Below are 23,003 nucleotides of genomic sequence, written 5' to 3' on the forward strand. Positions count from 1 at the left end.
CGACGCCGACGGCTCCGAGTCGCTGGCGACCGACGGCGGTCCCGATTCGGAGACGAGCGGCGCGGCGTCTGCCGACCACGGCGCCGACGCCGGGGGTGACCGATGACGTTCACCCTCATCGAGGCGGCGACGCTCGTGTTCGTCATCGGCTGTGCGCTCACGGCGGCGTTGCTTCGAGACGTGCTCGCGGCCATCATCGCCTCTGCGGCCTACAGCCTCGGTATCGCCATCCTCTGGGTCGTGTTGCAAGCACCCGACGTGGCGCTCACCGAGGCCGCGGTCGGCGCGGGCGTGATGACGCTTCTCCTCCTCTTGACCATCGCGAAGACGGTCCGAACCGAGAACGAGAACCGCTTCGAGCGCGTCCGACCCCGGTCACTCGTCGTCCTCGTCGCGTTCGCGGCCGTACTACTGGCGACGGTTCCGGCGCTTCCCGCCATCGGTGCGCCGGACGCGCCCGTCGCCGGCGGCGAGGTCACCCAGTACTACCTCGACAACGCGTACGAGGAGACCGAGGTCGGAAACGCGGTGACGGCCGTGTTGGCCGCCTACCGTGGGTTCGACACCCTCGGCGAGGCGGTGGTGGTGTTCACCGCCGGGGTCGCGGTTCTGCTCGTGCTGCGCCGGGAGGTGTTCGTATGAGCGCCGACGACGCCACCGACCGCATCGTACACAACGACGAACAGACGCCGTACGTCGAGAGCACCATCATCATGACGACCGTCCGGGTCGTCGTGCCGTTCATCCTCACGCTCGGCCTGTTCGTGATGTTCCACGGCGCGGACTCGGCGGGCGGCGGCTTCCAGGGCGGCGCGATCGCCGGAACCGTCGTCCTGCTGCTCGCGTTCGCGTTCGGTATCGGACCGGTTCGCGACTGGCTGAACCCGGCGGTCGTGCTGGGTCTCGTCGTCGTCGGCGTCGGGACATTCCTCGCCGTCGCGCTCGGCTCGATGCTGCTCGGCGGAGAGTTCCTCCAGTACTCCGCCTACCCCGTCTACCACGCGAGCAAGTACGGCATCGAACTCGTCGAACTCGGCATCGGGGCGGTCGTCGCCGGCATCATCACCGGTCTGTTCTTCCTCATCGCCGCCGGGTTCGAGACGGGAGAGCCGATGGAGGACGAACCATGATCTGGGAGATTCTACTCACACGCTACAACTACGTCGTCGTCGCGCTGCTGCTGCCTATCGGTGCGTACATGATGATAGAGAACCGGAACCTCGTCAAGAAGGTCATCGGCATGAACATCTTCCAGACGGGTATCTTCCTGTTCTTCATCACCTCGGCGTTCCGCGAGGGCGGGTCGCCGCCGCTCGTCGGGTCTGGCGGCGAGGGTGCGACGTACGTCAGCCCGCTGCCTCACGTGCTCATCCTCACGGCCATCGTCGTTGGCGTAAGCCTCACGGCGGTGGCGCTGGCGCTCATCGTCCGCATCTACACCGAGTACGGCACGCTCGACGAGGTCCACCTCCGGGAGGTCCGCGCCGATGAGTGAGCTACTACCGCTGCTCGTCGCGGTGCCGATTCTGGGCGCACTCGTCGCGCTGGCGGTCGGCTACAAGTTCGACCGCCTCGCCTGGCCGCTGACGTTCGCCACCTCGCTAGCGCACACCGCGCTCGCGACTCTCGTCGCCGTACAAGTGTACTCGCGCGGCGATCCGCTTAGCTACGCGGTCGGCGGCTTCCGACCACCGTTCGGCATCGAACTCGTCGTCGACGGTCTCAACGCCGCCATCGTCGCGCTCGTCGCGCTCGTCGCGCTCGGCGTGCTCGTCTACGCGCGACGCGCCGGACCGCACTCGGTTGCCTTCTACACGGGCTACCTGCTGCTCGTCGCCGGGCTCTCGGGGATGAGCGTCACGGGGGACATGTTCAACCTCTACGTCTTCCTCGAAATCACCGGTCTCGCCGCCTACGCGCTCGTAGCGACCGGCGACGACGGCCGCTCGGCAGTCGGCGCGCTGAAGTACCTCCTGATAGGGACCGTCGGCGCGTCGCTGTTCCTCATCGGCGTCGGCTACGCCTTCGTCGCGACGGGGACGCTCAACATGGCCGACCTCGCCGAGAAACTCGCCGCGACCGGCTACGGCTCGACGCTCGTCCGGGCGTCGTTCGCGTTCGTCGTAACCGGATTGGCCGTCAAGACGGCGCTGTACCCGCTGCACACGTGGCAGCCGGAGGCGTACGCGAGTGCCCCCGACAGCGTCAGCGCGCTCATCTCAGCACTCGTCTCGACGGTGTCGGCGTACGCGCTCGCGCGCGTCGTCTACAGCGTCTACACCGTCGACTTCCTCGCCTCCGTCACCCTCGCACGCGAGTTCGTCCTCGTACTGGCGGGCGTCAGTATCGTCGCCGGGAGCGTCCTCGCGGTGATGCAGAGTGAACTGAAGCGGATGCTCGCGTACTCGTCGGTGTCGCAGTTCGGCCTCGTCGTCGCCGCCTTCGCCGTTGCCAACGAGGCGGCGGTGACGGGCGGCCTCGTCCACCTCGTCGGCCACGCGGTGATGAAGGGCGGGCTGTTCCTCGCGGCGGGTGCCATCGCGGCGCGAACGGGTGCGCGGTACGTCGAGCAGTTCGACGGGCTCGCCGCCCGCGCGCCGCTTCTCAGCGCTGCGCTCGCGGTGCTGTCGCTGTCGATGGTGGGCGTTCCGCCAGCGGTCGGCTTCGTCGGCAAGTGGTACATCGCCCTCGGCGCGATTCAAGCCCAGTCGTGGCCCATCGCGGTCATCATCCTCCTGAGCACGCTCCTGACGCTGGCGTACTTCCTGCGGCTCGTCGAGCGGATGTACTTCCGCTCGGCCGCGCCGACGGAGACGCCCGCCGACTCGCCGACCGGAACCGGCGCGGCCGCCGTCGCGGACGGTGGTGAGGCGAATGGCGTGACTGACGACGACCGACCCATCCTCGGACGCGGCGACGACGCCGCCTTCGGCGGTCACTCCGTCAGCATGGTCGCCGTCGTCGTCGTCGCGGCGGTGCTCGCCGTCGCGCTCGGCCCACTCGTCTCCGTTTTCGAACCGCTCCTCGAACCGACCCTCGAACTTCTACTCCAGCAATGACAGAGATCCCATCACTCAGACCGCTCGCGGCGGTCGCCGTTCCGGCGGTCGCTATCGTCGCCATCTACGCGTCGAACCGCCGGCCGAACGTGAGGGAGGCGTGGACGCTCGTCGCCGCCGCGACGACGTTCCTCGTCGTGGCGAGCATGGTGCCGCGAACGATCGCGGGCGACGCCTACGTCACCAGCCTCGGCGGTTTCGTCCCCGGCATCGACTTCGCCCTCCGGGCTGACGCGCTCGGGATGCTGTTCGGCCTGCTCGCGAGCCTACTGTGGCTAGTCACGAGTTTCTACAGCATCGGCTACATGCGCGGCCTGCACGAACACGCCCAGACTCGGTACTTCGCCGCCTTCGCCGCCAGCGTCAGCGCCGCCGTCGGCGTCGCGTTCGCGTCGAACCTGCTCGTGCTGTTCGTCTTCTACGAACTCCTAACCGTGGCGACGTACCCACTCGTCACCCACGACGAGACGGCCGAGGCGCGCGCTGCTGGTCGAAAGTACATCGCCTACACCTTCGGCGGCGGCGTCGCCGTTCTCGCGGGGACGGTCCTCGTCTACGTGCTCGCCGGGACGGTGGCGTTCGCCCCCGGCGGCATCGAGGGCCTCGCCTCCGCCGACCCGACGCTCGGCCGCGCGGCATTCGCACTGTTGGCGCTCGGCTTCGGCGTCAAGGCGGCGCTGATGCCGGTTCACTCGTGGCTCCCGGACGCGATGGTCGCACCGACGCCCGTCTCTGGGCTGCTGCACGCCGTGGCCGTCGTCAAGTCCGGCGTCTTCGGCATCGCCCGCGTCGTCCTCGAAGTGTTCGGTCCCGACACCGTTGCGAACCTCGGCGTCGGCGTCCCGCTGGCGGCCGTCGCGGCGTTCACGCTCCTGATGGCGAGCGTCATCGCGCTCCGACAGGACAACCTCAAGCGCCGCCTCGCGTACTCGACGGTGAGCCAACTGTCGTACATCGTCCTCGGCCTCGGCATCGGTGCCTCGCTCGGCGGTGACGCAGCCAGATACGCACTCATCGGCGGACTGCTGCACATCCCTGCCCACGCGTTCATGAAGCTCACGCTGTTCTTCTGCGCGGGCATCATCCACGTCGAGACCCACACCGACGATATCAGCGACATGGCCGGCATCGGCAAGCGGATGCCGCTGACGATGGCCGCGTTCGCCGTCGCGGCCGCCGGGATGGCCGGAATCCCGCTCGTCGCGGGGTTCGTCAGCAAGTTCTACCTGCTCATCGGCACCGCCTCCGGCGGCGAGGTGGTGTTCACCGTCGCGCTGCTGGTCTCCGGAGTGCTGAACATCGGCTACTTCTGGCCGGTCGTCTACCAGGCGTTCTTCGAGAGCGAGGTGCCCGGCGGTCACGACCGGAAACCGCTCGTCGAGCACCGTTACGGCGGCCGTGCGGACGTTGCCGCCGACGGGGGCAGCCGTGACGAGAGCGGCGCCGACCTCGGCGAGGGCTCCGCGCTGAGTGGCGGCGACGCCGGCGCCCATGCGGGCGGAGTACAGAGACCAGCGGACCCGAACGGTGATTACGCGGTCGACCGCTACCCGAGCGACCACACGAAACAGGGCGGCGCACTCGGTGACGGAACCGCGGAGATGGCCGAGAACGACGCACAGGGCGATGCCGACCACGACCACCACCACGAGGGCGGTCCGCCGACCGGCGGCTGGGAGCGCCGCAGTTGGCTCGGCGCCGAGAGTACGTGGTTCATGCTCGGCCCGATTCTGACCGCCGCCGTCGGCTCTGTCGTCATCGGTATCGTCCCCGGTCGGGCGGTGTTCCTCCGCATCGTCGAACAGGTGGTCACGGCGGCGACGGCTGCGACTGCCGCCGCGACGACGGGGGTGTTGTTCTGATGGACGCCCTGACCGCGGTACCGCCGTTCGTCTACGTGCTCGTCGCCGCGCTGCTGCTGCCGTTCGTCCCCCGACGCGTCGGCCACGGCCTCGGTGTCGTGGCGACGGCCGTCGTCGTTCCCATCGCGTTCTTCGCACCCGAAGGCGTCTACTGGGCGGTCCAACTGTTCGGCTTCGACGTCGTACTGTTCAACATCGACGCGTTCTCCCGGCTGATGGGCATTATCTTCGGCTTTATCGGCGCGATTGCGGTGCTGTACTCGTACGCGAGCGACGCGTCGAACAAGCAGACCGCCTACGCGCTGTCGTACGCCGGAACCAGTATCGGCGCAGTGTTCGCCGGTGACTGGCTCACGCTCGTCTTCTTCTGGGAGCTGATGGCCGTGACGAGCACGCTTCTCGTCTGGGACTACGGCGGCAAGGCCGTCCGCGCGGGCTTCCGCTACGCCGTGCTGCACGGCATCGGCGGCAGTCTCGTCCTCGCGGCCATCGTCTGGCACTACGCCGAAGTCGGGTCGTTCCTCTTCAGCGCCTCGACGGGCATCGTCGCCGGGACACCCGCGATTCTGGCGCTCGCCGCAATCGGTATCGGCGTCAACGTTGGCTTCGTCGGTCTGCACGCGTGGCTCCCGGACACCTACCCGCGTCCGCACGTCGCCGCCAGCGTTTTCCTCTGCGTTTACACGACGAAAACCGGTGTTTACGCGATGTACCGCGCGTTCCCAGAGGGCCACCTCTGGCTGGCCTACATGGGCGCGGCGATGGCCGTCTTCGGCGCGACGATGGCGGTGCTGCAGAAGGACATGCGCCGCCTCCTCTCCTATCACATCCAGTCGCAGGTCGGCTACATGGTCGCGGGCGTCGGCATCGGGACGACGCTGGCGACAGCGGGCGCGTTCGGCCACGTGTTTAACCACATCCTCTACAAGAGCCTGCTGTTCATGACCGTCGGCGTGATCATCTACCGGACCGGCGAGGAGAGCCTGAAGTACGTCGGCGGACTCGGCCGGAAGATGCCCGTCACGGCGGCGGCGTTCGTCATCGCTGCGCTCTCGATTGCGGGCTTCCCCGGCTTCAACGGCTTCGTCAGCAAGGGGATGATCATCGCCGAGGCGCACTACAAGCATCTCGACCTCGTCTGGTATCTGCTGCTCGCGGGTGGCGTCGGAACGTTCCTCTCGTTCATCAAACTCGGCTACTACGCCTTCTACGAGGGGAGCTACGACGGTCCGGTCCGCGACGCGAACCGACTCCAGATGGTCGGAATGGTGAGCGTCGCCGTGCTCTGCGTCGTCTACGGTCTCTTCCCGGACGCGCTGTTCGCCATCCTTCCCGGCAACGAGGGCGGCTTCGACTACACGACGTACACGGTCGGCCACGTACAGGAAGGACTGATTCTGGCCGTCCTCGGCGTCGTCGGCTTCGCCCTCCTCAAAAAGCCGCTTGACCGTATCGGGCGCGTCCCAGATATCGACGCCATCTACAATCCGCTCGCCTTCTACGGGACGCGTGGGTTGGTCCGTGGCGTCACCGAGACGTACGCCGCCGTCGACCGTGCGACCGTCGCCACCGCCTCGGGCGTCACGTGGACGGTCAGTCACCCCGAGGAAGCGCTCCGGCGCGCGTCAGGTCGGACCGACGCCGTCGACGACGACGGCACCCCGACGTGGCCGGTGTCGCTTCGGGCGGGTATCGGAACGAGCATCCTGCTTCTGACCGCCGTCGCGACGGTCGGGATCGCGCTGCTCGTCGTCGCGTAATCCGGCGAATTCGGCCTAAAACCGCTTTCTGTGGCGTCTCGGTTTTCGAGACCACCCGTGCCACCGACCCACGAACGAGCGCCGAATCACCAGCATTTATCCCCACCCACGGAAACTGTCGGCATGGACCAGTTGCGGCAGTCGCTGTGCGACGCGCCCATAATCGAGAAAGGCGACTACGAGTACTTCGTACATCCAATCAGCGACGGCGTGCCGATGCTCGAACCGAGTCTTCTCCGCGAGATCGTCATCAAGATCATCCGCAAGGCGGAACTGGAGAACGTCGACAAGATCGTGACGCCCGCGGCGATGGGCATCCACATCTCGACGGCCGTCTCGCTGATGACTGACATCCCGCTCGTCGTCATCCGCAAGCGCCAGTACGGTCTCGATGGCGAAGTGCCGCTGTTTCAGGAGACGGGCTACTCCGAGAGCGAGATGTACATCAACGACGTGGAGGCGGGCGACCGGGTGCTCGTCCTCGACGACGTGCTGTCGACGGGCGGCACGATGAAGGCGATTCTCGACGCGCTCACGAACGACGTCGGCGCGAACGTCGTTGACGTGGTCGCCGTCATCAAGAAGGCTGGACCGAACGAACTCGACAACACCGACTACGACGTGAAGACGCTCATCAACGTCACCGTCGAAGACGGCGAAGTCGTCATCGTCGACGAGAACGGCGACGGGTAGACGGCGAAGAGACGACGAAACGCGAAGCGTTCGACCGCCGCGACGAACGGCGAAACCCGGAGCGTCCGACCCTCCATTCGCCGCGGCGGCCGAAGACTGCTTTTTTATCCGGGCGGCAGCGAGTGGCGGTATGGCGCATGCGAACCCGTGGAACCTCCTCAGTACGGTCCTTCTCGTCACCGGCGCGCTCGTCTTCGGCGAGGCGCTCCACCAGTCAATCGTCACCGGCGAGGTGTCACTGTTCTCCCAGTCGATTCTGCTCGCGTTGGCGCTCGGAACGGCGCTGATCGCGCTCGGCTACCGCGTTCGGGTTCCCGCCGAAGTGCTGCGAAACAGGAGGTCGAAGGACGGCGGTTCCGATGCGACAGACGCCGCCGCCCTCGCCGACGCATCCGTCGATGGAGCGCCCGCCGACGGAGCGCCTGCCGACGCCGATTATGACCCGCGGATGAGTCCGCTCGGCAACACGCCGTCAGACGCCCGCAACCGGTCGTTCGCCGAGAACGCCCAGGCCGAGGCGCGCCGGGTCGACGAGGAGAACGCCGGTGAGCAGCGGTCCGGCGGCAGAGGCGAGACGAGCGCCGACGGCGGTGACGACGACCGAAACTGACGGGTTCAGACGGCAGTGGTGACAAGCGAAACCGGCAGATTCCGACGGCCGCAGCTCTCGTGGTGTCGGCCATGTGAACTCATAGCGCGGGATATATATGACACCACTACAATCAACGGATAGCCACCATGTCGCTCAAACATCGGGTCCCGCCGAAGATGCAGCAACCGCTGGGATTCGCGTCGCTGGGGCTGACGCTCGTCGGGGCGGTCGTCGGCTACGTGTTCACGATACTCGGCATCACGCTGTACTTCGGACTCAACAACCTCGGTGACGCCATCACGACGGTCGACTCGTTCATCGTCATCGCAACTGGTCTCGTCTGCCTCGTCGCCGGCTACGCCGGCTGGCGTGGCTTCATGACGTTCGCCTACTGAACCCTCCCGACCATGCCTGTCGATATCCGCGATCACCCCGACGCGCCGGACCTTGAAACGCTGGGCGATCTGACGCTCGAACCGGTACCCGACGACGAGATTCGTCGTCGCCTCGACGAGGAAGACGAACTGCTGGAGGACCAACTCCGCGAGCGCGACGACGTCGACGCGTACGTCGAACTGAACCGTCGCGCCGAGGGCGGCGAGTACGGCGACATCGGAACGGCGCTCTACCGCCTCGTCCAACTGTTCGGAACGCCGCAGGTGCCCGGCTACGAGGCCGGCGGCGACTTGCGCGACCGGACCGACGAGACGTTCAAATACCTCTTCCGCGTCGGCGCCGACTCCGAGGAACTGCCCGAGTCGTGGCTCGTCACCGTCCACGACTGGCACGTCGACCTCGGCGTCGGTCTCGCCGCATGGAAGTCGGACGGAACAGACCCCGCCGAGATGGGAGCCGGCGTCGGTCTCGTCTCGTTGGCGCTCGTGACGAACGTCGTCACCGAACCCGTCGAGTGCGAATACAAAGACATCTGGTTCTGATGCCGACCGACCACGCGTGAGGCTTGACCGACTCGAAGACCGCGCATATCGGTGGTACACCAATGGCGTCAACCGAATCCTTCTCATCTTCGGCCTCGCGGTGGCGCTGGCGCTCGTCAGTCTCGTGAGCTTCTTCGTCACCGACGACGGCGTCTCGCGGTTCGAGATCTCGCTCGTCCTCTTGTCGACGGGGCTGCTCGTCTACGGCAGCATCGAGAGCGGCTTCGAGTGACCTCGCCGGTGAGTCGCGTCGCTTCCGCCGCTCACCGCTTGTAGTGCATCGCCGCGAAGGCGATACAGATGGCGACGACGAGTAAGCCGCCGAAGACTGGGACGATGGCCGCCTCGCCGTAGTAGCCCGCGTAGAATCCGCCGTACGCGAGGGCGACGAACGTCGGAACCGACAGCAGGAAAAACAGCGACGAGAGGTAGCTCGCCAGCGTCGGGTCCTCGTTGTGACCCGCGTACGTCCCGCGTTCGCGCGTCGAGCGCTCGCGAGTCGGGATATCCTTCGACATGGTCGCCTCTTCCGGCCGGTCGGTCAAATGTTCGTCGCTCCGGCGTTCGCCGCCGCGGTCGACGGCTAGGACTGAGACAGGTCACGACCGAAAGGTCCCGTCGACGACGACGGCGGCGAGGTAGCCGACGAACAGTTGCGGAATCAGGCTGGCGAACACCAGATTCGCGATCTCCTCGCGGAGGATCGACCGGATCAGCAGGTCGCGAACCGTCGGTTCATACGGGAGTATCCACAGCGGGGCCAGCGCCGCGACGAGGTAACACGCCGTCCCGACGACGAGCGCAACGAGGAAGGCGCGAACGCTCTCGCCGAGGTCGCGGCTCAACACCTGCACGTACGCGCCGCCGAGAAACCCGACGGCGAACGGCAGCCACGACGGCACCGCCGAAACCATCTGCGCACGGTTGGTGACGTACGCCGCCAGCGCGACGAGGACTCCGGTGGCGACGCCGATGCCGACGAAGCGCACGATATCGGCGGACATCGGGACGCGCGTCGAGTGCCGCGTCGTCTGCGCCGTCTGTGTCGTCCGCGTCGTCCGCGTCGTTCCCGCCACGTCGCCGTCGTCGGAGTCGGAGCCGTCGGGGCCGGACGTGGCGTTCGAGGTGCCGTTACCCATCGTCGGACACTCCGAGCGTGATGCGAACGTCTTCGATGTGTCCGACGAGTTCGCCGCCGACGCGGACGCGACCCTCTTCGACGGCCGCTCTCGCCGCTTCGGTCTCGCCGTCGACGAGTTCGACGGCAACCGTGAACTTCGTTGTCTCGCCCGGCGCAAGCGCGACGTCGTCGAGTGACCGCGTCCCGTAGTGGGTGAGCTCCTCGCCGTCGACGCGGCCGACCAGGTGGGCGCCCGACAGCGTCAGCGTCTTGCTCGTCGGATTGCGCGCTCGGACGGTGATTTCGAGCGACTCGCCGTCGTCGGAGACGGCGAGCGTCGTCGCCGAGGCCTCGATGGAGTCGCTTCGCGCGATCGCTAGCTGCGTCTGAAACGCCGCACCGAACAGCCCCGCCGTCAGCGCAAACAGCGCGACGAAGACGACGACGGCCGGGGAGCGCAGGATGGTGCGGAGGCGGGACCGCAGGGCGGCCACGTCAAGTCACTCCGCGTGCGGCGACGCGGGCGTCCGCTCGGCGTCGCTGCCTCCCTCGTAGAGGTGACAGGCGACCTGTTGCTCGTCGAGCGGCCGCGGGAGCGGAACCTCGCGCTCGCAGACGGTGGTGAGCGCCTCCAACTCCGCGAGCGCACCCTCGCGATCGCCGCCGAGATACGCCCGCGTCGCTGCCCGGAGCGACGACTCCGTCTCTCGCGGGAGGTTGATCTCCGCCACGTCGACGCCGATACCGGTGGAACGCACCTCGGAGGGGTGACGGTACTCTTCGGGAACGTCGAGGGCGAGTCCCTGACTGAGCATCCGTTCGACGGCGTCGTCGTCGGCGTCGAACTCCTCGTGCTCGAAGTCGTCCCTGCGCAGGCGTATCTTGTATTGGAAGGCACGCCGGAAGGCGTCCTGACTCCCCTGCCAGTCGTCCGGCGGGATGATGTGCGCACAGCGCGGGTGGTACCGACAGCCCGACGGCGGATTGCGCGGACTCGGCACCTCACCGGTAGCGTTGGCACGGCGTCGCTCCTCGGCGATCTCCACGTCGGGAACGGCGTCGAACAGCGCCTCTGTGTATGGGTGTTTCGGGTCCTCGATGAGGTCGTCGGTCGGCCCGTGTTCGATGACGTTTCCGAGGTACATGATGGCCGTCCGGTCGCACATGTAGCGGATGAGCGAGAGGTCGTGGCTGATGAACACGTACGTCAGGTCGTACTTGTCCTGCAGTTCCTTCATTAGGTTCAACACGCCGGCGCGGATGGAGACGTCGAGCATCGACACCGGTTCGTCGGCGACGACGAAGTCGGGGTCGACAACGAGTGCTCGCGCGATGGCGACGCGCTGGCGCTCGCCGCCGGAGAGTTCGTCCGGGAACGCGTCGAGATACACTTCGGCTGGACCGAGACCCACGTCGTTGAGCACCGTCTTGACGCGCTCGCGTCGGTCGTCGTAGGAGTCGGCCATCCCGTTTATCTGCAACGGCTCCGCGATGGCGTCGAACACTGTCATCCGGGGGTTGAGACTCTCGAAGGGGTCCTGAAAGATCATCTGGACGCGCTGTCGGAACTCACGCTCCTCCTCGCGCGTCATGTTCGAGATGTCGGTGCCGTCGAAATGAATCTCGCCCTCGGTCGGTTCGTAGAGCTTGACGAGCAGTTTTCCGAGCGTCGTCTTCCCGCAACCGGACTCGCCGGCGATGCCGAGGATGTCGCCCTTCTCGATGGAGAGATTCACACCCTCGACGGCGCGGACCGGTTGCGGTTCGCGGCCGAGAATCGTGTCGACGATTCCCCGGCTCATGTCGAACCACTTGTGGACGTTCTCGATTTCGACTAGCGACTCTGCGTTGCGGTCTCTTTCCATGTTTCCTCCTTTATCGCCTTCGTTCGTATCTCGTCCAGTTCGTCGCTCCGGTAGCAGGCGGAGCCGTGGCGGCGATCGTCCATCGCCTCCTGCAGCCGTCCGGTCTCCTCGACGGCCGCGACGTCGTACATCGGCGGGTGGCTCCGCTCGCAGTCGTCGACGGCGAACGGACATCGCTTGCGGAACCGACAGCCGGGGTCGGGGTCGCGCAGGTGCGGCGGCGATCCGGGGATGGAGACGAGCTGCTGCTGTTTCTGCGTGATGGTCGGAAAGGAGTTCTTCAGCCCGAGCGTGTAGGGGTTCGCCGTCTCTCTGAAGATGTCGTCGCGCGTGCCGCGCTCCATGATCTTCCCGCCGTACATGACGGCCATCCGGTCGCAGATCTCGGCCATGACGCTGATGTCGTGGCTGATGACGAGGATGGAGACGCCGAACTCCTCCTGAATCATCTCCAGTTCCTCCAGGATTCGGTCCTGGATGATGACGTCGAGCGCCGTCGTCGGCTCGTCGGCGATGAGCAGACTCGGGTTGCACGCCATCGCCATGGCGATGACCGCGCGCTGTTTCATCCCGCCGGAGAACTCGTGGGCGTAGTCGTCGGCACGCTCGGGGTCGATGCCGACGCGTTCGAGCAGGTCGCGGGCGCGCTCGTCGGCCTCAGCTTTGGTCGTTCGCGGTTCGTGGCGAAGGATGGCCTCGACGATCTGGTCGCCCACCTTGTAGACGGGGTTGAGCGCGTTCATCGCGCTCTGGGGGATGAGCGCCACCTCGCGCCAGCGGATGTCCCGAATCTGGGAGTCGTTCAACTGCGCGAGGTCGGTCATCCCGTCGGCGCGGACCGGGTAGCGCTCGTCGTCGATTATCTCGCGTCTCGGATTTCCGTTCCCGTCTTCCCACTGCGGGAGCGTTCCGTCGAACCACACTTCGCCGCTTTCGATGTAGCCGTTCGAGTCCAGGAGGTGGAGGAGGCTCTTCGCAAGCGTCGTCTTCCCACACCCGGACTCGCCGACGAGTCCGTACGTTTCGCCCGCGTCGACGGTGAAGCTCGCACCGTCGACGGCGTGGACGTCGGCGTCTTCGACTGCGTATCGTATCGAGAGGTCGTTTACTTCCAGTAGCGTCATTGATTATCTCTGCGGGTTGGTCACGTCCTCCATCGAGAAGCCGATGAAGTAGAACGCCGTTGCGAGCAGCATGATGGCCAGTCCGGGCGGAATCAGCCACCACCACGCGGTGAAGATGTACCCCTGCGACTTGATGCTCTCAAGCATAATACCCCACGAGAGCGATGCGAAGTCCGCCAGTCCGAGATACGCCAGCGCCGCTTGCGTCAGGATGGCCGCCGCGGCGTCCTGTGCGAGGTAGACGAACGACAGCGGGAGCACGTGCGGCATGATGTGCCGGAAGACGATGCGGAGGTCGCTCGCCCCGGCGACTCTTGCCGACTCGACGTACGCCCGCGTCCGCAGCGAGAGCGTCTCGCCGCGGATGACGATGCAGTTGTTGAGCCACGAGGTGACGGCGATGCCGATGATGATGTTCGTCGTCGTCTGCCCGCGAATCGCCACGAGGACGATGAGAAGCGGCAGGAACGGCAGGCCGTACATCACGTCGACGAAACGCTGGATGGTCTCGTCTATCCACGTGTCGCCGTAGAACCCGCTGATGAGGCCGAGCGGGACGCCGACGAGACTAGAGAGCAACCCGGCTGCGAGACCGATGTACATTGCCGTCGACGCCGAGTACACCAGCAGTGTCGCGATATCGCGGCCGTAGGAGTCGGTTCCGAGGGGTGCGAAGAACGGATCGCCGAACGCGGGGGGGTGCGGCAGCGATCGGACCTGTTCGCCGGTCAGTCGGGCGTTCTCGTAGCCGATGTATGCAACCCAGTCGGGCGTGTGCGGCGCGAACCAACTGGGAACGACGGCCCACAGCGAGAACATCGTCAGGATGACGAGTCCGATGACGCCCATCCGGTGTTCGGTGAACCGGTCCCAGCCGCGGCGGATGCGCTCGATGCGGGGCGCCCACTGCTTTCGGTACGATTCGAGTCCGGTCGTGGATTCTCCTTCGGTTGCCATCTAGTTCTCCTCCCCGAACTTGATTCGCGGGTCGAGGTACGTGTACGCGATGTCGGTGATGAGACGCATGACGACGACGAGGACGGCGAGCATGAAGAACGCCGCCTGCGTCACCGGGTAGTCGTTGTTCAGCACCGCCTCGACGAGCACTTGTCCCATTCCCGGCCACGTGAAGACGGCTTCCGTGATGACCGCGCCGTCGATGAGGAAGGCCAGTCCGACGATTGCGCCGGTCGCGACGGGAATGAGCGCGTTCCGCGCCGCGTGTTTGATCATCACCGTTCGTTCGTCGAGTCCTTTCGCGCGGGCCAAGAAGACGTAGCCCTCGTCGACGACGTTGTTCATCGACGGGCGCATGATGAGCATCGCACCGACCCAGCCGATACACGAGAGGCTGACGAGCGGGAGCGTGATGTGGACGAGCACGTCGGCCATCACGGTGAACGCGTTCCACTCGAATTCGGGGAACTGCGTCAGCATGTAGGCGCTCGGGAGCAGTTCCATCTCGTAGTCGAAGAACCAGATAAATAGCCACGCCAGCCAGAACGCGGGCATTGAGTAGACCATCAGCGAGGTGCTGAAGATAGCCTTGTCCTTCTGGGTGCCGCGCCACCAGCCGAGATACATCCCGACGAGCGGCCCGACGAGATACGCGACGATGTAGCTCGCACCGAAGAGGATGAGCGTCCGTGGCATCCGCCGGAGGATGAGGTCCCAGACGGGCACGTTCCACGTCGGCGACCGGCCGAAGTTACCCGTCTGGTAGTTGATCATGAAGTTGAGATACTGTTTCCACAGCGGTTCGTTGAGTCCCCAGACCTCCTGGATACGCTCGACCTGCTCTCTGGTCATCTCCGGGGAGATCATGCTGTCGATGAACGTCCCGGGAGCGCTGCGGATGAGCGCGAACAGCAGGGTCATGATGAGCAGGAGGGTCAGGTAGGAGACCACGAGCCGCTTTGCGAGGTACTTTCCACTGATTCTGGTCATTGTTTCGAAGTCACGGGTTTTTGTACGCGTACTGTTTGCGTTTCTGTCGCACGATTGGGGAGCGTCGTTATGAATGTGTTGGATTACTACGTTTTCTCGGAAAGAAAAGGTCGAAGAACCGGCTATAGAGGCGGCTAGAGGGGGAAAAAGAAAGTCGACGGCGTCGGCCGTCGGCGTTAGTTGTCCGTCTGGTGGATCTGCATGATGTTCGTCCCGAGGTAGCCGTCGCCGGGGCCCGGGATGTTGCCGACGAAGCCGGTCCAGTCGGCGGAGTTGACGGGCCACTGCACCTTCGCGTAGGAGAGGACCATTGTCGGGAAGTCGAGGTAGATCTGCTCGACCGCCTGCTTGGCGAGGTCGTTTCGGGTCTCGGTGTCCATCTCGGTGCGGCACTGCGTGATGAGGTCGTTGGCTGTCGCGTCGTCGAAGAGGCCGTAGCCCATCGGGTTGTTGAGCAGCGTGTCCGTGTTCTCGTCGCTGTGGTCGTCGGCGTTGGCGCCGTGGAAAAGGCTGTAGAGCGAACTCGCGCCGAACGGCGAGAGGCTGCTCCACGACATCGGGAAGATGTCGAAGTCCTCGTCGGCGTAGACGCTGTTGAGCATCGTGTTGAACGTCATCACCTTCCGCTCGATGGGGATGCCGATCGAGCGGAGGTTGCCGACGTAGCGCTCGACCATCTGGGCCGTCTTCGGCGAGTCCTTCGCCGGGTAGACGAGCATCTGGAGCGGTCCGTCGTTGATGTCGGTGATGGTCTCGCCGTTGACGCGAATCTCCTGGTCGACGTCGGCGTCCTGCAGCACGCTCGACTGAACGTCGCCGAAGCTGTAGTCGTGTTTCGCCTCGCTCTGCCCCGCGCTCACGTCGGTGAGGCTGCCGGGGTAGTCGATGCCGATGAACGTACCACTCTCGCCGGTGATGACCTGGCCGTCGGTGAGGAACTGACGGATGCCCTCGACGTCGACTTCGGAACTGGTCGCGTCGACGCCGCGGAAGGTGAACGCCTGCGTCGCCGGGCCGGTGAGGAGTTCGCCGTCGCCACCAGCGTCAGGGCGTACCGCCGAGTAACCGGGCGGCATCACGAAGTCGCCCTCCTGTTCGTAGCCGCGGTTGAGCTCCTGCGTCCAGTAGATGTCGTCGTACGCGAAGCCGAGCACCTGCCGGAACGCGAGGTCGTCGAGCGGCGTCCGACGGAGGTTGAACGAGTAGTGACCGTAGCCGGTGTCGTAGCCGGTGACGATGGATTTCCCGTCGGCGTCCTCAACCTGCTGGACCTTCGCGGTGTCAATCTGCTCGTACACCGTGTCGACGTCGCCGTTGAAGAACGCCTGCGTGAGCGCCGACTGGCTGCCGTAGATTTTGAACCGGACGGAGTCGATGAACGGGCCGCCGGCCAGCAGATTCTCGTGGTCCTTTTTCCACTGGAGGTTCTCCAGCGGTGCCTCGTCGCGGAACGTCACCTCGATCGCGGTGTCCGGGCTGTACGTCGTGACTTCGCCCGGCCCCGCGCCGATGGGACCGCCGTTCTCTTCGGGCTGGTAGGCCTGGTAGTCGTCGACCTCCTCCCAGATGTGCTTCGGCAGCAGCGGAACCTGCAACTGCGTGGAGTCGTAGGTGCCGATGGCCTGCGTGAGCTTCATGTGGACGTCCCAGTCGTTGTCGGCCTCCTCGACCGACTCGATGGGGTCGACCGTCGAGACGTAGCGCCCCGGCTTCTTCTCCATCAGGTAGTTGTAGGTGAAGATGACGTCCTCGACGGTCAGCTCCTCGCCGTCGCTGAAGGTGAGCCCCTCGCGGACGTTGAAGTAGACGTCGGGTTTCGGCTCCTCACCACCGGTGTTCTCGACGGTCCACTCAGTGTAGGCGCTCGGCTGAACCTCGAAGTTGACGGGGTCGATCGTCGTACCCCAGCAGTAGACGAAGTCGAGGGTCGATCGTCGTACCCCAGCAGTAGACGAAGTCGAGGATACTCCACGAGTACGCGGAAGAGGTCGAAAGCGGGTTGATCCCTTTCGGCTGCTGGTCCATCCCGACGGTGAACGTCCCGCCGCGGGTGATCTCGTTCGGATCTGTCGTATTCTGCTGGGGCGTATCCTCGGTATCCTCGGTCCCGTTTCCGTCCCCGTCGTTCCCGGCGTTTCCGCCGTCGCTGCACCCGGCGAGTGTGAGGGCAACGGCGCCTGCACCGGAGGCTTTCAGGAACCGCCGGCGGCTATCGTTCATCGAATCGTCAGACATGCAGCACCACGTTGACTCATACCATACTTATATTTGATGGTATTCTCACCGAGCTTCAGTTTACAGTTCGTTCTCATTTAACGAGAGATATTCATCTAACACTGACAGTTCAACGGCCCCGAAGCATGGAGTTGCCTTCGAGGAAGAAGTACATGCTCATCACGACGGCCGACCCGGACATCGCGAGGTAGATGTCACCGGGAACCTGCGTCGGTTCCGTTCGCGACAGCGCCATGCCCAACAGGCCCCAGAACGCCGACAGCGCGAACCCGCCGCCGAGCAGAAAGAACGACTCCACCTCCCGCCCGCGGCGATAGTAAATCATGCCTGCGAGGAGGGTGAGACCAGCGAGAATCGCCAAGACACTTCGAGTATCGAGCATGTCGGTTCCGTACGACCGCGCATATATAAGACCACCGTGCTCGCGCACGTGTCGTTTATTAGCATCCTGTTGGCTGTTTGAGCCGGCATCCACCCAGTATCCGTACCGTCGCCGCTGTCGGTCGGCCTACCGTCTATTCGGGACGTTTCCGATCTCTCCTGGAGAGTCGTTTCGCCCCATCGCTTTTGCGCGTCAGGCACGTAGCTTCGAACGATGGTATCCGCACTGTTCATCGTCAGCGAGGAGGGGTACTGGGCCGAGGAGTGTACCGAACCGCTCACCACGCTCTCGGACGCGGGCGTCGACGTCACCGTCGCCACGCCGAGCGGGTCGCCGCCGGTGGTCGACGAGCGCTCCGTCGACCCGGAGACGGTCGGCGAGGAGACGGCCGAACGCGCCCGAGAGATTCACGAGAACGACGAGCGACTCAACGACCCCGAACCCATCGCGGCCGTGTCGGCGTCGGAGTACGACGTCGTCGTCTTCCCCGGCGGTCACGGCACCGAGTGGGACATCAACCAGGACCGTCACGCGCGACGGCTCCTGCGCGACGCCGTCGCGGGCGACGACGGAAAGGCGCTCGTCGTCTGTCACGCCGTCGGTATCCTCGGCTTCACGCACACCGAGGAGGGGAAGTACGTCGTCAACGAGCGCGACGTGACCGGCTTCCCCAACGAGTGGGAAGAGGAGATCGTCGACGAGCACGACCGGATGCCCGACGGTCGGAAGCTTCCCTACTGGGTCGAAGACGAGGTGAAGGCGGCAGGCGCGAACTGGGACGCCGAACTCGACGCCGACACGAGTGTCACCGTCGACGGCGACCTCATCACCGCCCGCGGTCCTGAGTCCTCGCACACGGCGGCGACGACGCTGCTCGACGAGTTGGGTGTCGAAGCGAAGAGCGCCTAAAAGGCGAAAACGACGCAGCGATCGAGACCCGCCGTCGTCACTCGATTTTGAAGACGGCTTCCTCGATGCTCTCGCTGCGACAGTCGGGACACCGCGAGGGGTAGTTCACCGGGTCGTCGTAGTTCGAGAAGCCGCAGTTGCGGCACTCCGGCGGCGCGACGAGGAACTGCTCGTCCGTGCCGTCGAGCGACTGCGCGACGTGTCGAAGGTGGTCGTAGACGACCGATCGGGGAGCGTCGACCGTCGCCGAGAGACCGCTCGCGGTCGACGGTTCCGCTCTGAGCACGTCGGCGATTCGCTGACGCGTCGTCTCCGTCTCGTCCATAGCACCGAGTACGAGCGAGCGGCCAAATTCTTTTGCTTCGTTCGCTTCTTCCCCACTTTGAGCAAAACAGTCATGACGCCTGCCATTGTTGGGACGTGTATGAAAGCAGTCGTCCTTGCCGGAGGCTACGCCACGCGTCTTTGGCCGATTACCAAGCACCGTCCGAAGATGTTCCTTCCGGTGGGGAAGTCGACGGTCATCGACACGATATTCGCCGACCTCGAAGCCGACGATCGAATCTCGGAGGTGTTCGTGAGCACCAACGAGTACTTCGCCGACGAGTTCGAGAGCTACCTCGCCGACTCCGAGTTCGAGAAACCGACGCTGTCGATCGAGGAGACGAGAGCCGAAGACGAGAAGTTCGGCGTCGTCGGCGCACTCGCCGAGTTGGTCGACCGCGAGGGCGTCGAGGAGGACCTCGTCGTCATCGCCGGGGACAACCTCATCAGCTTCGACGTCGCGGAGTTCGTCGACTTCTTCGAGGAGAAGGAGTCGCCGATTCTGGCCGCCTACGACGTCGGGTCGCGCGAACGGGCGAAGTCGTACGGTCTCGTTCGACTCGATGGCGACCAAGTCGTCGAGTTTCAGGAGAAGCCGAAGGACCCCAAGAGTACGCTCGTCTCTATCGCCTGCTACGCGTTCACCGCCGAGACGCTGCCGAAACTCGACGAGTATCTCGCTTCCGACAACAATCCGGACGAACCCGGTTGGTTCCTCCAGTGGTTGCAGTCCCGTGACTCCGTCTACGCGTTCAGCTTCGACGACGCGTGGTACGACATCGGGACGGCCGAAAGCTACCTCGAAGCGGTCGCGTGGAAACTCGACGGGCAGAACTTCGTCCACGACGACGCGACGGTCGAAAACAGTGAACTCGGCGACAACGTGCAGGTGATGGCCGACGCCGAGGTTCGAAACTCGACGCTCGAACGCTGCGTCGTCTTCTCGGACGCGACTGTCGAAAATTCGACGCTTCGAGAGACCATCGCCGACCAGCAGACGCACATCGAGGGGTTGCAGTTGACGGACACGCTGATCGGCGAACATTCGAAACTCGTCGGTGACGAGTAGCTTCACACCGTTTACGCTGCGAGCTGGCTTCGACAGGCCTCGGCAAACGGTGTCTTCGCGACAAAGCCGGAAGACGTAGAAGTCGCTCCACGTCTTCTTTTGCACCAACTGTCTACGACCCTCCCGTCGGGCGCCTCGCGATCTCTAGTCGGTCCTCGGCCGCTCGCGCCGTCGGCGCTCGCGGAACGACCTCGCCGCTCAGCGCTCCCCGAGTCGAGCGTCGGTCACCCGAATCCGCCCTCTCGTCCCCTCCCACTTTGTCTCGTATTCCAACTCGATGGGTCGGGACATGTGCGGCCCGTCGGTCACCAGCGTCTCGAACTCGCCGCCCTCGCCGAGGATGTGGACGCCGTACTCGTCGTTGAGTTCCTCTAACTCCGTGAGCGCGTCGGCGTCGAGCGTTCGCCCGAGCCACGACTCGTCGAGTCCGTGGGCCGCGACTTGGATAATGCGAATCTCGAAGCCGGCGTCGAGCATCGCATCGGCGAGTTCTCGGGGGTCTTCCTGCCACAGCGGTGCGAACAGGTCGATGCCGAGTCGGTCGCACATCTGCTGAATCCGATTCGTCTGGAACTCGCTTTCTACCGCTCCTGCAGTGACGCCCGCCAATTCGAGTTCCGCCTGCAACTCCCGGAGCGCCGCCTCCATCGGTTCGAGTTCGGCGTCGCCCTGCTCGCCGGAGTCGACAGCGTCGTCGGCGTCGAAGGATTCGGGTTCGACTTCGACGAGTTCGATACCGACGCTCTCGGCGGCGAGGCGCGCCAGTCGCGTCTCGGGGACGTGGTACATGTACGAGTCACCGTCGGGGTGGACGGTGAGCAGTCTGCTCACGTTCAATCCTTCTTCGAGTGCCCGGTAGAGCGCCCACGAGGAGTCCTTACCGCCCGAAAAGAGGCTCACCCAGTCGTCGGTCATTGACCGATGTACTGACGACCGGGGTTTACAGGCACCGGTTCGGTCCGTTCCCAGCGGGGGCGCAACTCCAAACGGAGAGACAGCCCGCCCGTCAGAGCTCGTCGAGTTCGGTTTCGAACGACTTCCACCAGAGGTGGCCTCGGTTGCGAACCTCCATATGTTCGAGCACGCCGGCTTCGGTCAGCGATTCGAGTCGTGCGTACATCGCCCAAATCGGAACCCCGAATCGCTCGGCGAGATACCCCGTGTTGACGACCGGTTGCGGTGCGCAGCGAATCACCTCGAGGATGTCTCGCGTCGGGATGCTCGCTTCGGAGACGCAGTCGGGTACCGAATCGGAGTCGTCGCTCGCGTCCATAAGTCGGTGTACTCGCTATGGGGTCAAATCGGTCTAGCGAGGTGAGGGGGACAGTGTTCGGAATCGAACGGTTTCCGTCGACCGGGGAGTTGTCCGCCGCCGCCGCATCCCCCGCGGAGCGAGTCTCACCGATACTCCTCCCGCGGCGGGGAGAACACGTCGATGACGGTGCCGGATTCGAGAACTTCGTAGCTGTGCTCAACCCCTCCCGGTATCGAGTAGCTGTCGCCGGTTTCGAGGATCTCGTCGCGGTCGCCGAACCGAAGGCGGTAGCGACCCGAGACGACGTAGCCGCTCTGCTCGCTCTCGTGACTGTGAGGCGGCACGTCGTTTCCCTTCTCGAAGTGCATCTTCGTCACCATCGACTCCTCGCCGACCGCGAGCACGTCGAAGTTGACGCCCTGAAACTCGTTTCGCTCGGCATCTGCTGCTTTGACTATCGACCCGTTCATACGAGTATTCGAAACGAACGTTCGTTATATAAGCGTATCTGCCGGCCATGTATCCGATTTTCTCACAGAAATGTCGTTTCTGTACTATTCGATCCTAGTCGACCGTTCGTAACCGGTCCGAACGATCCATCACGACGATTCACCCACCGAACGGGCGATTCCACAATCTCAGAGGATGGGGACGATGCGTGCCGTCGTTTCAGCGTATATCTACCCGATGGTCTACGAACAGACCGCCTTCCGAGGGTGTGCGATCCGAACAGCACATCATTCCGTATCGTGTAAAAGCGTTTATCGAAGCGGCTTGCTCCGCCGAGCGCTCACATGTACCCCAAATCACGCAGGCGACCCATGATGTTCTCTTTGTCCTGCGCGCGGCCCTCTCGCTCGGTCGTCGCGTCTAGATCCTGCATCCACGCCGGGCGCTCGTCGGACTTCGCCGACCCCGACTCGGTGCCGAGCGAGCGGAACCCCTCGAAGTACTTCGGCGAGACGGGGAGATCCTCGGCGATCAAATCGCCGGGGAGGTCGTCGCGCGACTCGGGGACGTGTCCGGCCGGGTAGCCCTCGACGGTGTCGGGGACGACGAACTGCCAGAACGCCTCCCAGACGTCGGCCTCGTCGAACTGGAGGATGGTGTGGATGCGGTCGTGCGGCGGGTACTTCTCGGAGTCGTGACGCGGACTGAAGAACGTCTCGTCGGCGCGCGACTCCTGTTCGTCCCAGCGGACGCCCGAGAAGATGCCGTCGTACCCCCGCTGGGTGAGCGTCTCGTTCAGCGCGATGGTTTTCAGAAGGTGGTTGCCGACGAACGTGTCGGCGTCGAGGACGAGCGTCTCCTCGTCGTACTCCAGTCGAGCGAGTTCCCGCCGCGTCGCCTCGCCGAGTTCGCTCACGGCGAACTCGTCGCCGGGTTCGGCGCCGAGGCGGGCGAACGCCTCGTTTCGCGCGACGACGAGTTCGAGGCCCCACTCGTCGGCCCACTTCTCGACGAACGCGGTCACCTCGGGGAAGTGCTCGAAGTGGTCGATGAAGACGACCGGCGGTACGTCGTGGCCGTGCTCGCGGGCGACCTCCATCACGACGTAGAGGACGAGCGTCGAGTCCTTTCCGCCGGTCCACATCACCGCCGGGTTTCGGTACTGGTCAAGCGCCCGCGCGGTGAGTTCGGCGGCCTTCTCGACTTTCTCGCCGAGGGAGGGGTAGTCGGCGGCGGTCTGGGCGGTTCCGGCTTCGTAGTCCACGTCGAGGTAGTCGGGAAACTGCTCGGTCATCGACGATACACTCCACCGCTGAGGATATTTACGTTTCCGCGGCGAGTGGTTGACACGGAACACGGTCGCTGTGACGTTTCCGCGGATATTCGCCGTCGCTCGGCCACGAGTCGCAAATAACGGAA

At 64.9% G+C, this 23,003-nt stretch carries 28 protein-coding genes; 13 read left to right on the plus strand and 15 right to left on the minus strand.

The features are described 5' to 3' along the window. The first annotated feature begins 102 nt into the window (after positions 1-102). The 11 genes from LAQ58_RS09700 to LAQ58_RS09750 all read left to right on the plus strand — a co-directional run bounded on the left by LAQ58_RS09700 (position 103) and on the right by LAQ58_RS09750 (position 9,136). Complete coding sequence (locus LAQ58_RS09700; protein ID WP_224447241.1) at positions 103-642, plus strand: DUF4040 domain-containing protein; 540 nt, start codon at positions 103-105, stop codon at positions 640-642. Then, the gene (locus LAQ58_RS09705; protein ID WP_224447242.1) at positions 639-1,130 is read left to right on the plus strand and encodes an MnhB domain-containing protein; all 492 of its coding nucleotides are present in this window, start codon (positions 639-641) and stop codon (positions 1,128-1,130) included. Before LAQ58_RS09700 ends, LAQ58_RS09705 begins: the two co-directional genes overlap by 4 nt. Further along, positions 1,130-1,495: a cation:proton antiporter subunit C gene (locus LAQ58_RS09710; protein WP_425490708.1), complete on the plus strand. Its 366-nt coding sequence runs from the start codon at positions 1,130-1,132 to the stop codon at positions 1,493-1,495. Before LAQ58_RS09705 ends, LAQ58_RS09710 begins: the two co-directional genes overlap by 1 nt. Then, entirely contained in the window at positions 1,488-3,059 is a 1,572-nt protein-coding gene (locus LAQ58_RS09715) for a monovalent cation/H+ antiporter subunit D family protein (protein ID WP_224447244.1), read from the plus strand. Before LAQ58_RS09710 ends, LAQ58_RS09715 begins: the two co-directional genes overlap by 8 nt. After that, the gene (locus LAQ58_RS09720; RefSeq protein ID WP_224447245.1) at positions 3,056-4,921 is read left to right on the plus strand and encodes a cation:proton antiporter; all 1,866 of its coding nucleotides are present in this window, start codon (positions 3,056-3,058) and stop codon (positions 4,919-4,921) included. Before LAQ58_RS09715 ends, LAQ58_RS09720 begins: the two co-directional genes overlap by 4 nt. Beyond that, on the plus strand, positions 4,921-6,681 hold the full coding sequence (locus tag LAQ58_RS09725) for a Na(+)/H(+) antiporter subunit D (protein WP_224447246.1): 1,761 nt from the start codon (positions 4,921-4,923) through the stop codon (positions 6,679-6,681). Before LAQ58_RS09720 ends, LAQ58_RS09725 begins: the two co-directional genes overlap by 1 nt. Positions 6,682-6,804: 123 nt before the next feature. Further along, on the plus strand, positions 6,805-7,374 hold the full coding sequence (gene hpt, locus LAQ58_RS09730) for a hypoxanthine/guanine phosphoribosyltransferase (RefSeq protein WP_224447247.1): 570 nt from the start codon (positions 6,805-6,807) through the stop codon (positions 7,372-7,374). Between the two features lie 130 nt (positions 7,375-7,504). Beyond that, positions 7,505-7,984, plus strand: coding sequence for a hypothetical protein (locus LAQ58_RS09735; RefSeq protein WP_224447248.1), 480 nt, complete (start codon positions 7,505-7,507; stop codon positions 7,982-7,984). 128 nt (positions 7,985-8,112) lie between these two features. After that, positions 8,113-8,361 carry a hypothetical protein gene (locus LAQ58_RS09740; RefSeq protein WP_224447249.1) on the plus strand — a complete coding sequence of 83 codons (249 nt, stop codon included), beginning with the start codon at positions 8,113-8,115 and terminating at the stop codon, positions 8,359-8,361. Positions 8,362-8,373: 12 nt separating this feature from the next. Then, entirely contained in the window at positions 8,374-8,904 is a 531-nt protein-coding gene (locus LAQ58_RS09745) for a hypothetical protein (protein ID WP_224447250.1), read from the plus strand. A 16-nt stretch (positions 8,905-8,920) separates the two neighbouring features. Beyond that, complete coding sequence (locus tag LAQ58_RS09750; protein ID WP_224447251.1) at positions 8,921-9,136, plus strand: hypothetical protein; 216 nt, start codon at positions 8,921-8,923, stop codon at positions 9,134-9,136. Positions 9,137-9,167: 31 nt separating this feature from the next. On the opposite strand, the gene LAQ58_RS09755 is transcribed toward LAQ58_RS09750, so the two are convergent. From LAQ58_RS09755 to LAQ58_RS09800, 10 genes are all read right to left on the minus strand, one after another. Continuing rightward, positions 9,168-9,422 carry a hypothetical protein gene (locus LAQ58_RS09755; protein ID WP_224447252.1) on the minus strand — a complete coding sequence of 85 codons (255 nt, stop codon included), beginning with the start codon at positions 9,420-9,422 and terminating at the stop codon, positions 9,168-9,170. Positions 9,423-9,503: 81 nt separating this feature from the next. Continuing rightward, positions 9,504-10,043, minus strand: a complete 540-nt coding sequence (locus LAQ58_RS09760) for a hypothetical protein (RefSeq protein ID WP_224447253.1) — start codon at positions 10,041-10,043, stop codon at positions 9,504-9,506. Continuing rightward, positions 10,036-10,518 carry a hypothetical protein gene (locus LAQ58_RS09765; RefSeq protein ID WP_224447254.1) on the minus strand — a complete coding sequence of 161 codons (483 nt, stop codon included), beginning with the start codon at positions 10,516-10,518 and terminating at the stop codon, positions 10,036-10,038. The genes LAQ58_RS09760 and LAQ58_RS09765 overlap by 8 nt, the downstream gene beginning before the upstream one ends. Positions 10,519-10,524: 6 nt before the next feature. Beyond that, positions 10,525-11,889 (minus strand): ABC transporter ATP-binding protein, encoded by a 1,365-nt coding sequence (locus LAQ58_RS09770; protein ID WP_224447255.1) that lies wholly within the window; start codon positions 11,887-11,889, stop codon positions 10,525-10,527. Beyond that, entirely contained in the window at positions 11,859-13,013 is a 1,155-nt protein-coding gene (locus LAQ58_RS09775; RefSeq protein WP_224447256.1) for an ABC transporter ATP-binding protein, read from the minus strand. The genes LAQ58_RS09770 and LAQ58_RS09775 overlap by 31 nt, the downstream gene beginning before the upstream one ends. A 3-nt stretch (positions 13,014-13,016) precedes the next feature. After that, positions 13,017-13,970: an ABC transporter permease gene (locus LAQ58_RS09780; protein WP_224447257.1), complete on the minus strand. Its 954-nt coding sequence runs from the start codon at positions 13,968-13,970 to the stop codon at positions 13,017-13,019. Then, on the minus strand, positions 13,971-14,960 hold the full coding sequence (locus tag LAQ58_RS09785; protein WP_224447258.1) for an ABC transporter permease: 990 nt from the start codon (positions 14,958-14,960) through the stop codon (positions 13,971-13,973). It lies immediately after the preceding gene. 176 nt (positions 14,961-15,136) lie between these two features. Further along, positions 15,137-16,855 (minus strand): ABC transporter substrate-binding protein, encoded by a 1,719-nt coding sequence (locus LAQ58_RS09790; protein WP_224450151.1) that lies wholly within the window; start codon positions 16,853-16,855, stop codon positions 15,137-15,139. Further along, positions 16,812-17,195 (minus strand): twin-arginine translocation signal domain-containing protein, encoded by a 384-nt coding sequence (locus LAQ58_RS09795; RefSeq protein ID WP_224447259.1) that lies wholly within the window; start codon positions 17,193-17,195, stop codon positions 16,812-16,814. Before LAQ58_RS09795 ends, LAQ58_RS09790 begins: the two co-directional genes overlap by 44 nt. A 109-nt stretch (positions 17,196-17,304) precedes the next feature. Further along, a complete protein-coding gene (locus LAQ58_RS09800) occupies positions 17,305-17,577 on the minus strand; it encodes a hypothetical protein (protein ID WP_224447260.1) in 273 nt (90 codons plus the stop codon). 213 nt (positions 17,578-17,790) lie between these two features. Between LAQ58_RS09800 and LAQ58_RS09805 the strand changes: the two genes are divergently transcribed. Beyond that, the gene (locus LAQ58_RS09805) at positions 17,791-18,486 is read left to right on the plus strand and encodes a type 1 glutamine amidotransferase domain-containing protein (RefSeq protein ID WP_224447261.1); all 696 of its coding nucleotides are present in this window, start codon (positions 17,791-17,793) and stop codon (positions 18,484-18,486) included. A 37-nt stretch (positions 18,487-18,523) separates the two neighbouring features. Here the strand turns inward: LAQ58_RS09805 and LAQ58_RS09810 are convergent, their stop codons facing one another. Beyond that, complete coding sequence (locus LAQ58_RS09810; protein WP_224447262.1) at positions 18,524-18,811, minus strand: transcriptional regulator; 288 nt, start codon at positions 18,809-18,811, stop codon at positions 18,524-18,526. Positions 18,812-18,910: 99 nt separating this feature from the next. Here LAQ58_RS09810 and LAQ58_RS09815 point away from each other — a divergent pair, with 99 nt between their 5' ends. Next, positions 18,911-19,879 (plus strand): nucleotidyltransferase family protein, encoded by a 969-nt coding sequence (locus LAQ58_RS09815; RefSeq protein ID WP_224447263.1) that lies wholly within the window; start codon positions 18,911-18,913, stop codon positions 19,877-19,879. Positions 19,880-20,077: 198 nt separating this feature from the next. Here LAQ58_RS09815 and LAQ58_RS09820 read toward each other — a convergent pair whose 3' ends face one another. From LAQ58_RS09820 to LAQ58_RS09835, 4 genes are all read right to left on the minus strand, one after another. Next, entirely contained in the window at positions 20,078-20,794 is a 717-nt protein-coding gene (locus tag LAQ58_RS09820; protein WP_224447264.1) for a diphthine--ammonia ligase, read from the minus strand. 91 nt (positions 20,795-20,885) lie between these two features. Beyond that, positions 20,886-21,152 (minus strand): helix-turn-helix domain-containing protein, encoded by a 267-nt coding sequence (locus LAQ58_RS09825; RefSeq protein ID WP_224447265.1) that lies wholly within the window; start codon positions 21,150-21,152, stop codon positions 20,886-20,888. A 125-nt stretch (positions 21,153-21,277) separates the two neighbouring features. Further along, entirely contained in the window at positions 21,278-21,604 is a 327-nt protein-coding gene (locus tag LAQ58_RS09830; protein ID WP_224447266.1) for a cupin domain-containing protein, read from the minus strand. Positions 21,605-21,924: 320 nt separating this feature from the next. Further along, the gene (locus tag LAQ58_RS09835; protein ID WP_224447267.1) at positions 21,925-22,878 is read right to left on the minus strand and encodes a phosphoadenosine phosphosulfate reductase family protein; all 954 of its coding nucleotides are present in this window, start codon (positions 22,876-22,878) and stop codon (positions 21,925-21,927) included. Between the last annotated feature and the right edge of the window lie 125 nt (positions 22,879-23,003).

The sequence above is a fragment of the Haloprofundus salilacus genome (genome assembly GCF_020150815.1).
GTDB classification, from domain to species: Archaea; Halobacteriota; Halobacteria; order Halobacteriales; family Haloferacaceae; genus Haloprofundus; species Haloprofundus salilacus.

Bases quoted from the DNA above. Each gene is read 5' to 3' on its own strand.
- LAQ58_RS09775 (WP_224447256.1), bottom strand. From the start codon at position 13,013: ATGACGCTACTGGAAGTAAACGACCTCTCGATACGATACGCAGTCGAA.
- LAQ58_RS09785 (WP_224447258.1), bottom strand. From the start codon at position 14,960: ATGACCAGAATCAGTGGAAAGTACCTCGCAAAGCGGCTCGTGGTCTCC.
- LAQ58_RS09825 (WP_224447265.1), bottom strand. From the start codon at position 21,152: ATGGACGCGAGCGACGACTCCGATTCGGTACCCGACTGCGTCTCCGAA.
- LAQ58_RS09805 (WP_224447261.1), top strand. From the start codon at position 17,791: ATGGTATCCGCACTGTTCATCGTCAGCGAGGAGGGGTACTGGGCCGAG.
- LAQ58_RS09760 (WP_224447253.1), bottom strand. From the start codon at position 10,043: ATGGGTAACGGCACCTCGAACGCCACGTCCGGCCCCGACGGCTCCGAC.
- LAQ58_RS09725 (WP_224447246.1), top strand. From the start codon at position 4,921: ATGGACGCCCTGACCGCGGTACCGCCGTTCGTCTACGTGCTCGTCGCC.
- LAQ58_RS09735 (WP_224447248.1), top strand. From the start codon at position 7,505: ATGGCGCATGCGAACCCGTGGAACCTCCTCAGTACGGTCCTTCTCGTC.
- LAQ58_RS09815 (WP_224447263.1), top strand. From the start codon at position 18,911: ATGAAAGCAGTCGTCCTTGCCGGAGGCTACGCCACGCGTCTTTGGCCG.
- LAQ58_RS09800 (WP_224447260.1), bottom strand. From the start codon at position 17,577: ATGCTCGATACTCGAAGTGTCTTGGCGATTCTCGCTGGTCTCACCCTC.
- LAQ58_RS09835 (WP_224447267.1), bottom strand. From the start codon at position 22,878: ATGACCGAGCAGTTTCCCGACTACCTCGACGTGGACTACGAAGCCGGA.
- LAQ58_RS09715 (WP_224447244.1), top strand. From the start codon at position 1,488: ATGAGTGAGCTACTACCGCTGCTCGTCGCGGTGCCGATTCTGGGCGCA.
- LAQ58_RS09700 (WP_224447241.1), top strand. From the start codon at position 103: ATGACGTTCACCCTCATCGAGGCGGCGACGCTCGTGTTCGTCATCGGC.
- LAQ58_RS09770 (WP_224447255.1), bottom strand. From the start codon at position 11,889: ATGGAAAGAGACCGCAACGCAGAGTCGCTAGTCGAAATCGAGAACGTC.
- hpt (WP_224447247.1), top strand. From the start codon at position 6,805: ATGGACCAGTTGCGGCAGTCGCTGTGCGACGCGCCCATAATCGAGAAA.
- LAQ58_RS09755 (WP_224447252.1), bottom strand. From the start codon at position 9,422: ATGTCGAAGGATATCCCGACTCGCGAGCGCTCGACGCGCGAACGCGGG.
- LAQ58_RS09780 (WP_224447257.1), bottom strand. From the start codon at position 13,970: ATGGCAACCGAAGGAGAATCCACGACCGGACTCGAATCGTACCGAAAG.
- LAQ58_RS09705 (WP_224447242.1), top strand. From the start codon at position 639: ATGAGCGCCGACGACGCCACCGACCGCATCGTACACAACGACGAACAG.
- LAQ58_RS09820 (WP_224447264.1), bottom strand. From the start codon at position 20,794: ATGACCGACGACTGGGTGAGCCTCTTTTCGGGCGGTAAGGACTCCTCG.
- LAQ58_RS09740 (WP_224447249.1), top strand. From the start codon at position 8,113: ATGTCGCTCAAACATCGGGTCCCGCCGAAGATGCAGCAACCGCTGGGA.
- LAQ58_RS09795 (WP_224447259.1), bottom strand. From the start codon at position 17,195: ATGTCTGACGATTCGATGAACGATAGCCGCCGGCGGTTCCTGAAAGCC.
- LAQ58_RS09810 (WP_224447262.1), bottom strand. From the start codon at position 18,811: ATGGACGAGACGGAGACGACGCGTCAGCGAATCGCCGACGTGCTCAGA.
- LAQ58_RS09720 (WP_224447245.1), top strand. From the start codon at position 3,056: ATGACAGAGATCCCATCACTCAGACCGCTCGCGGCGGTCGCCGTTCCG.
- LAQ58_RS09830 (WP_224447266.1), bottom strand. From the start codon at position 21,604: ATGAACGGGTCGATAGTCAAAGCAGCAGATGCCGAGCGAAACGAGTTT.
- LAQ58_RS09745 (WP_224447250.1), top strand. From the start codon at position 8,374: ATGCCTGTCGATATCCGCGATCACCCCGACGCGCCGGACCTTGAAACG.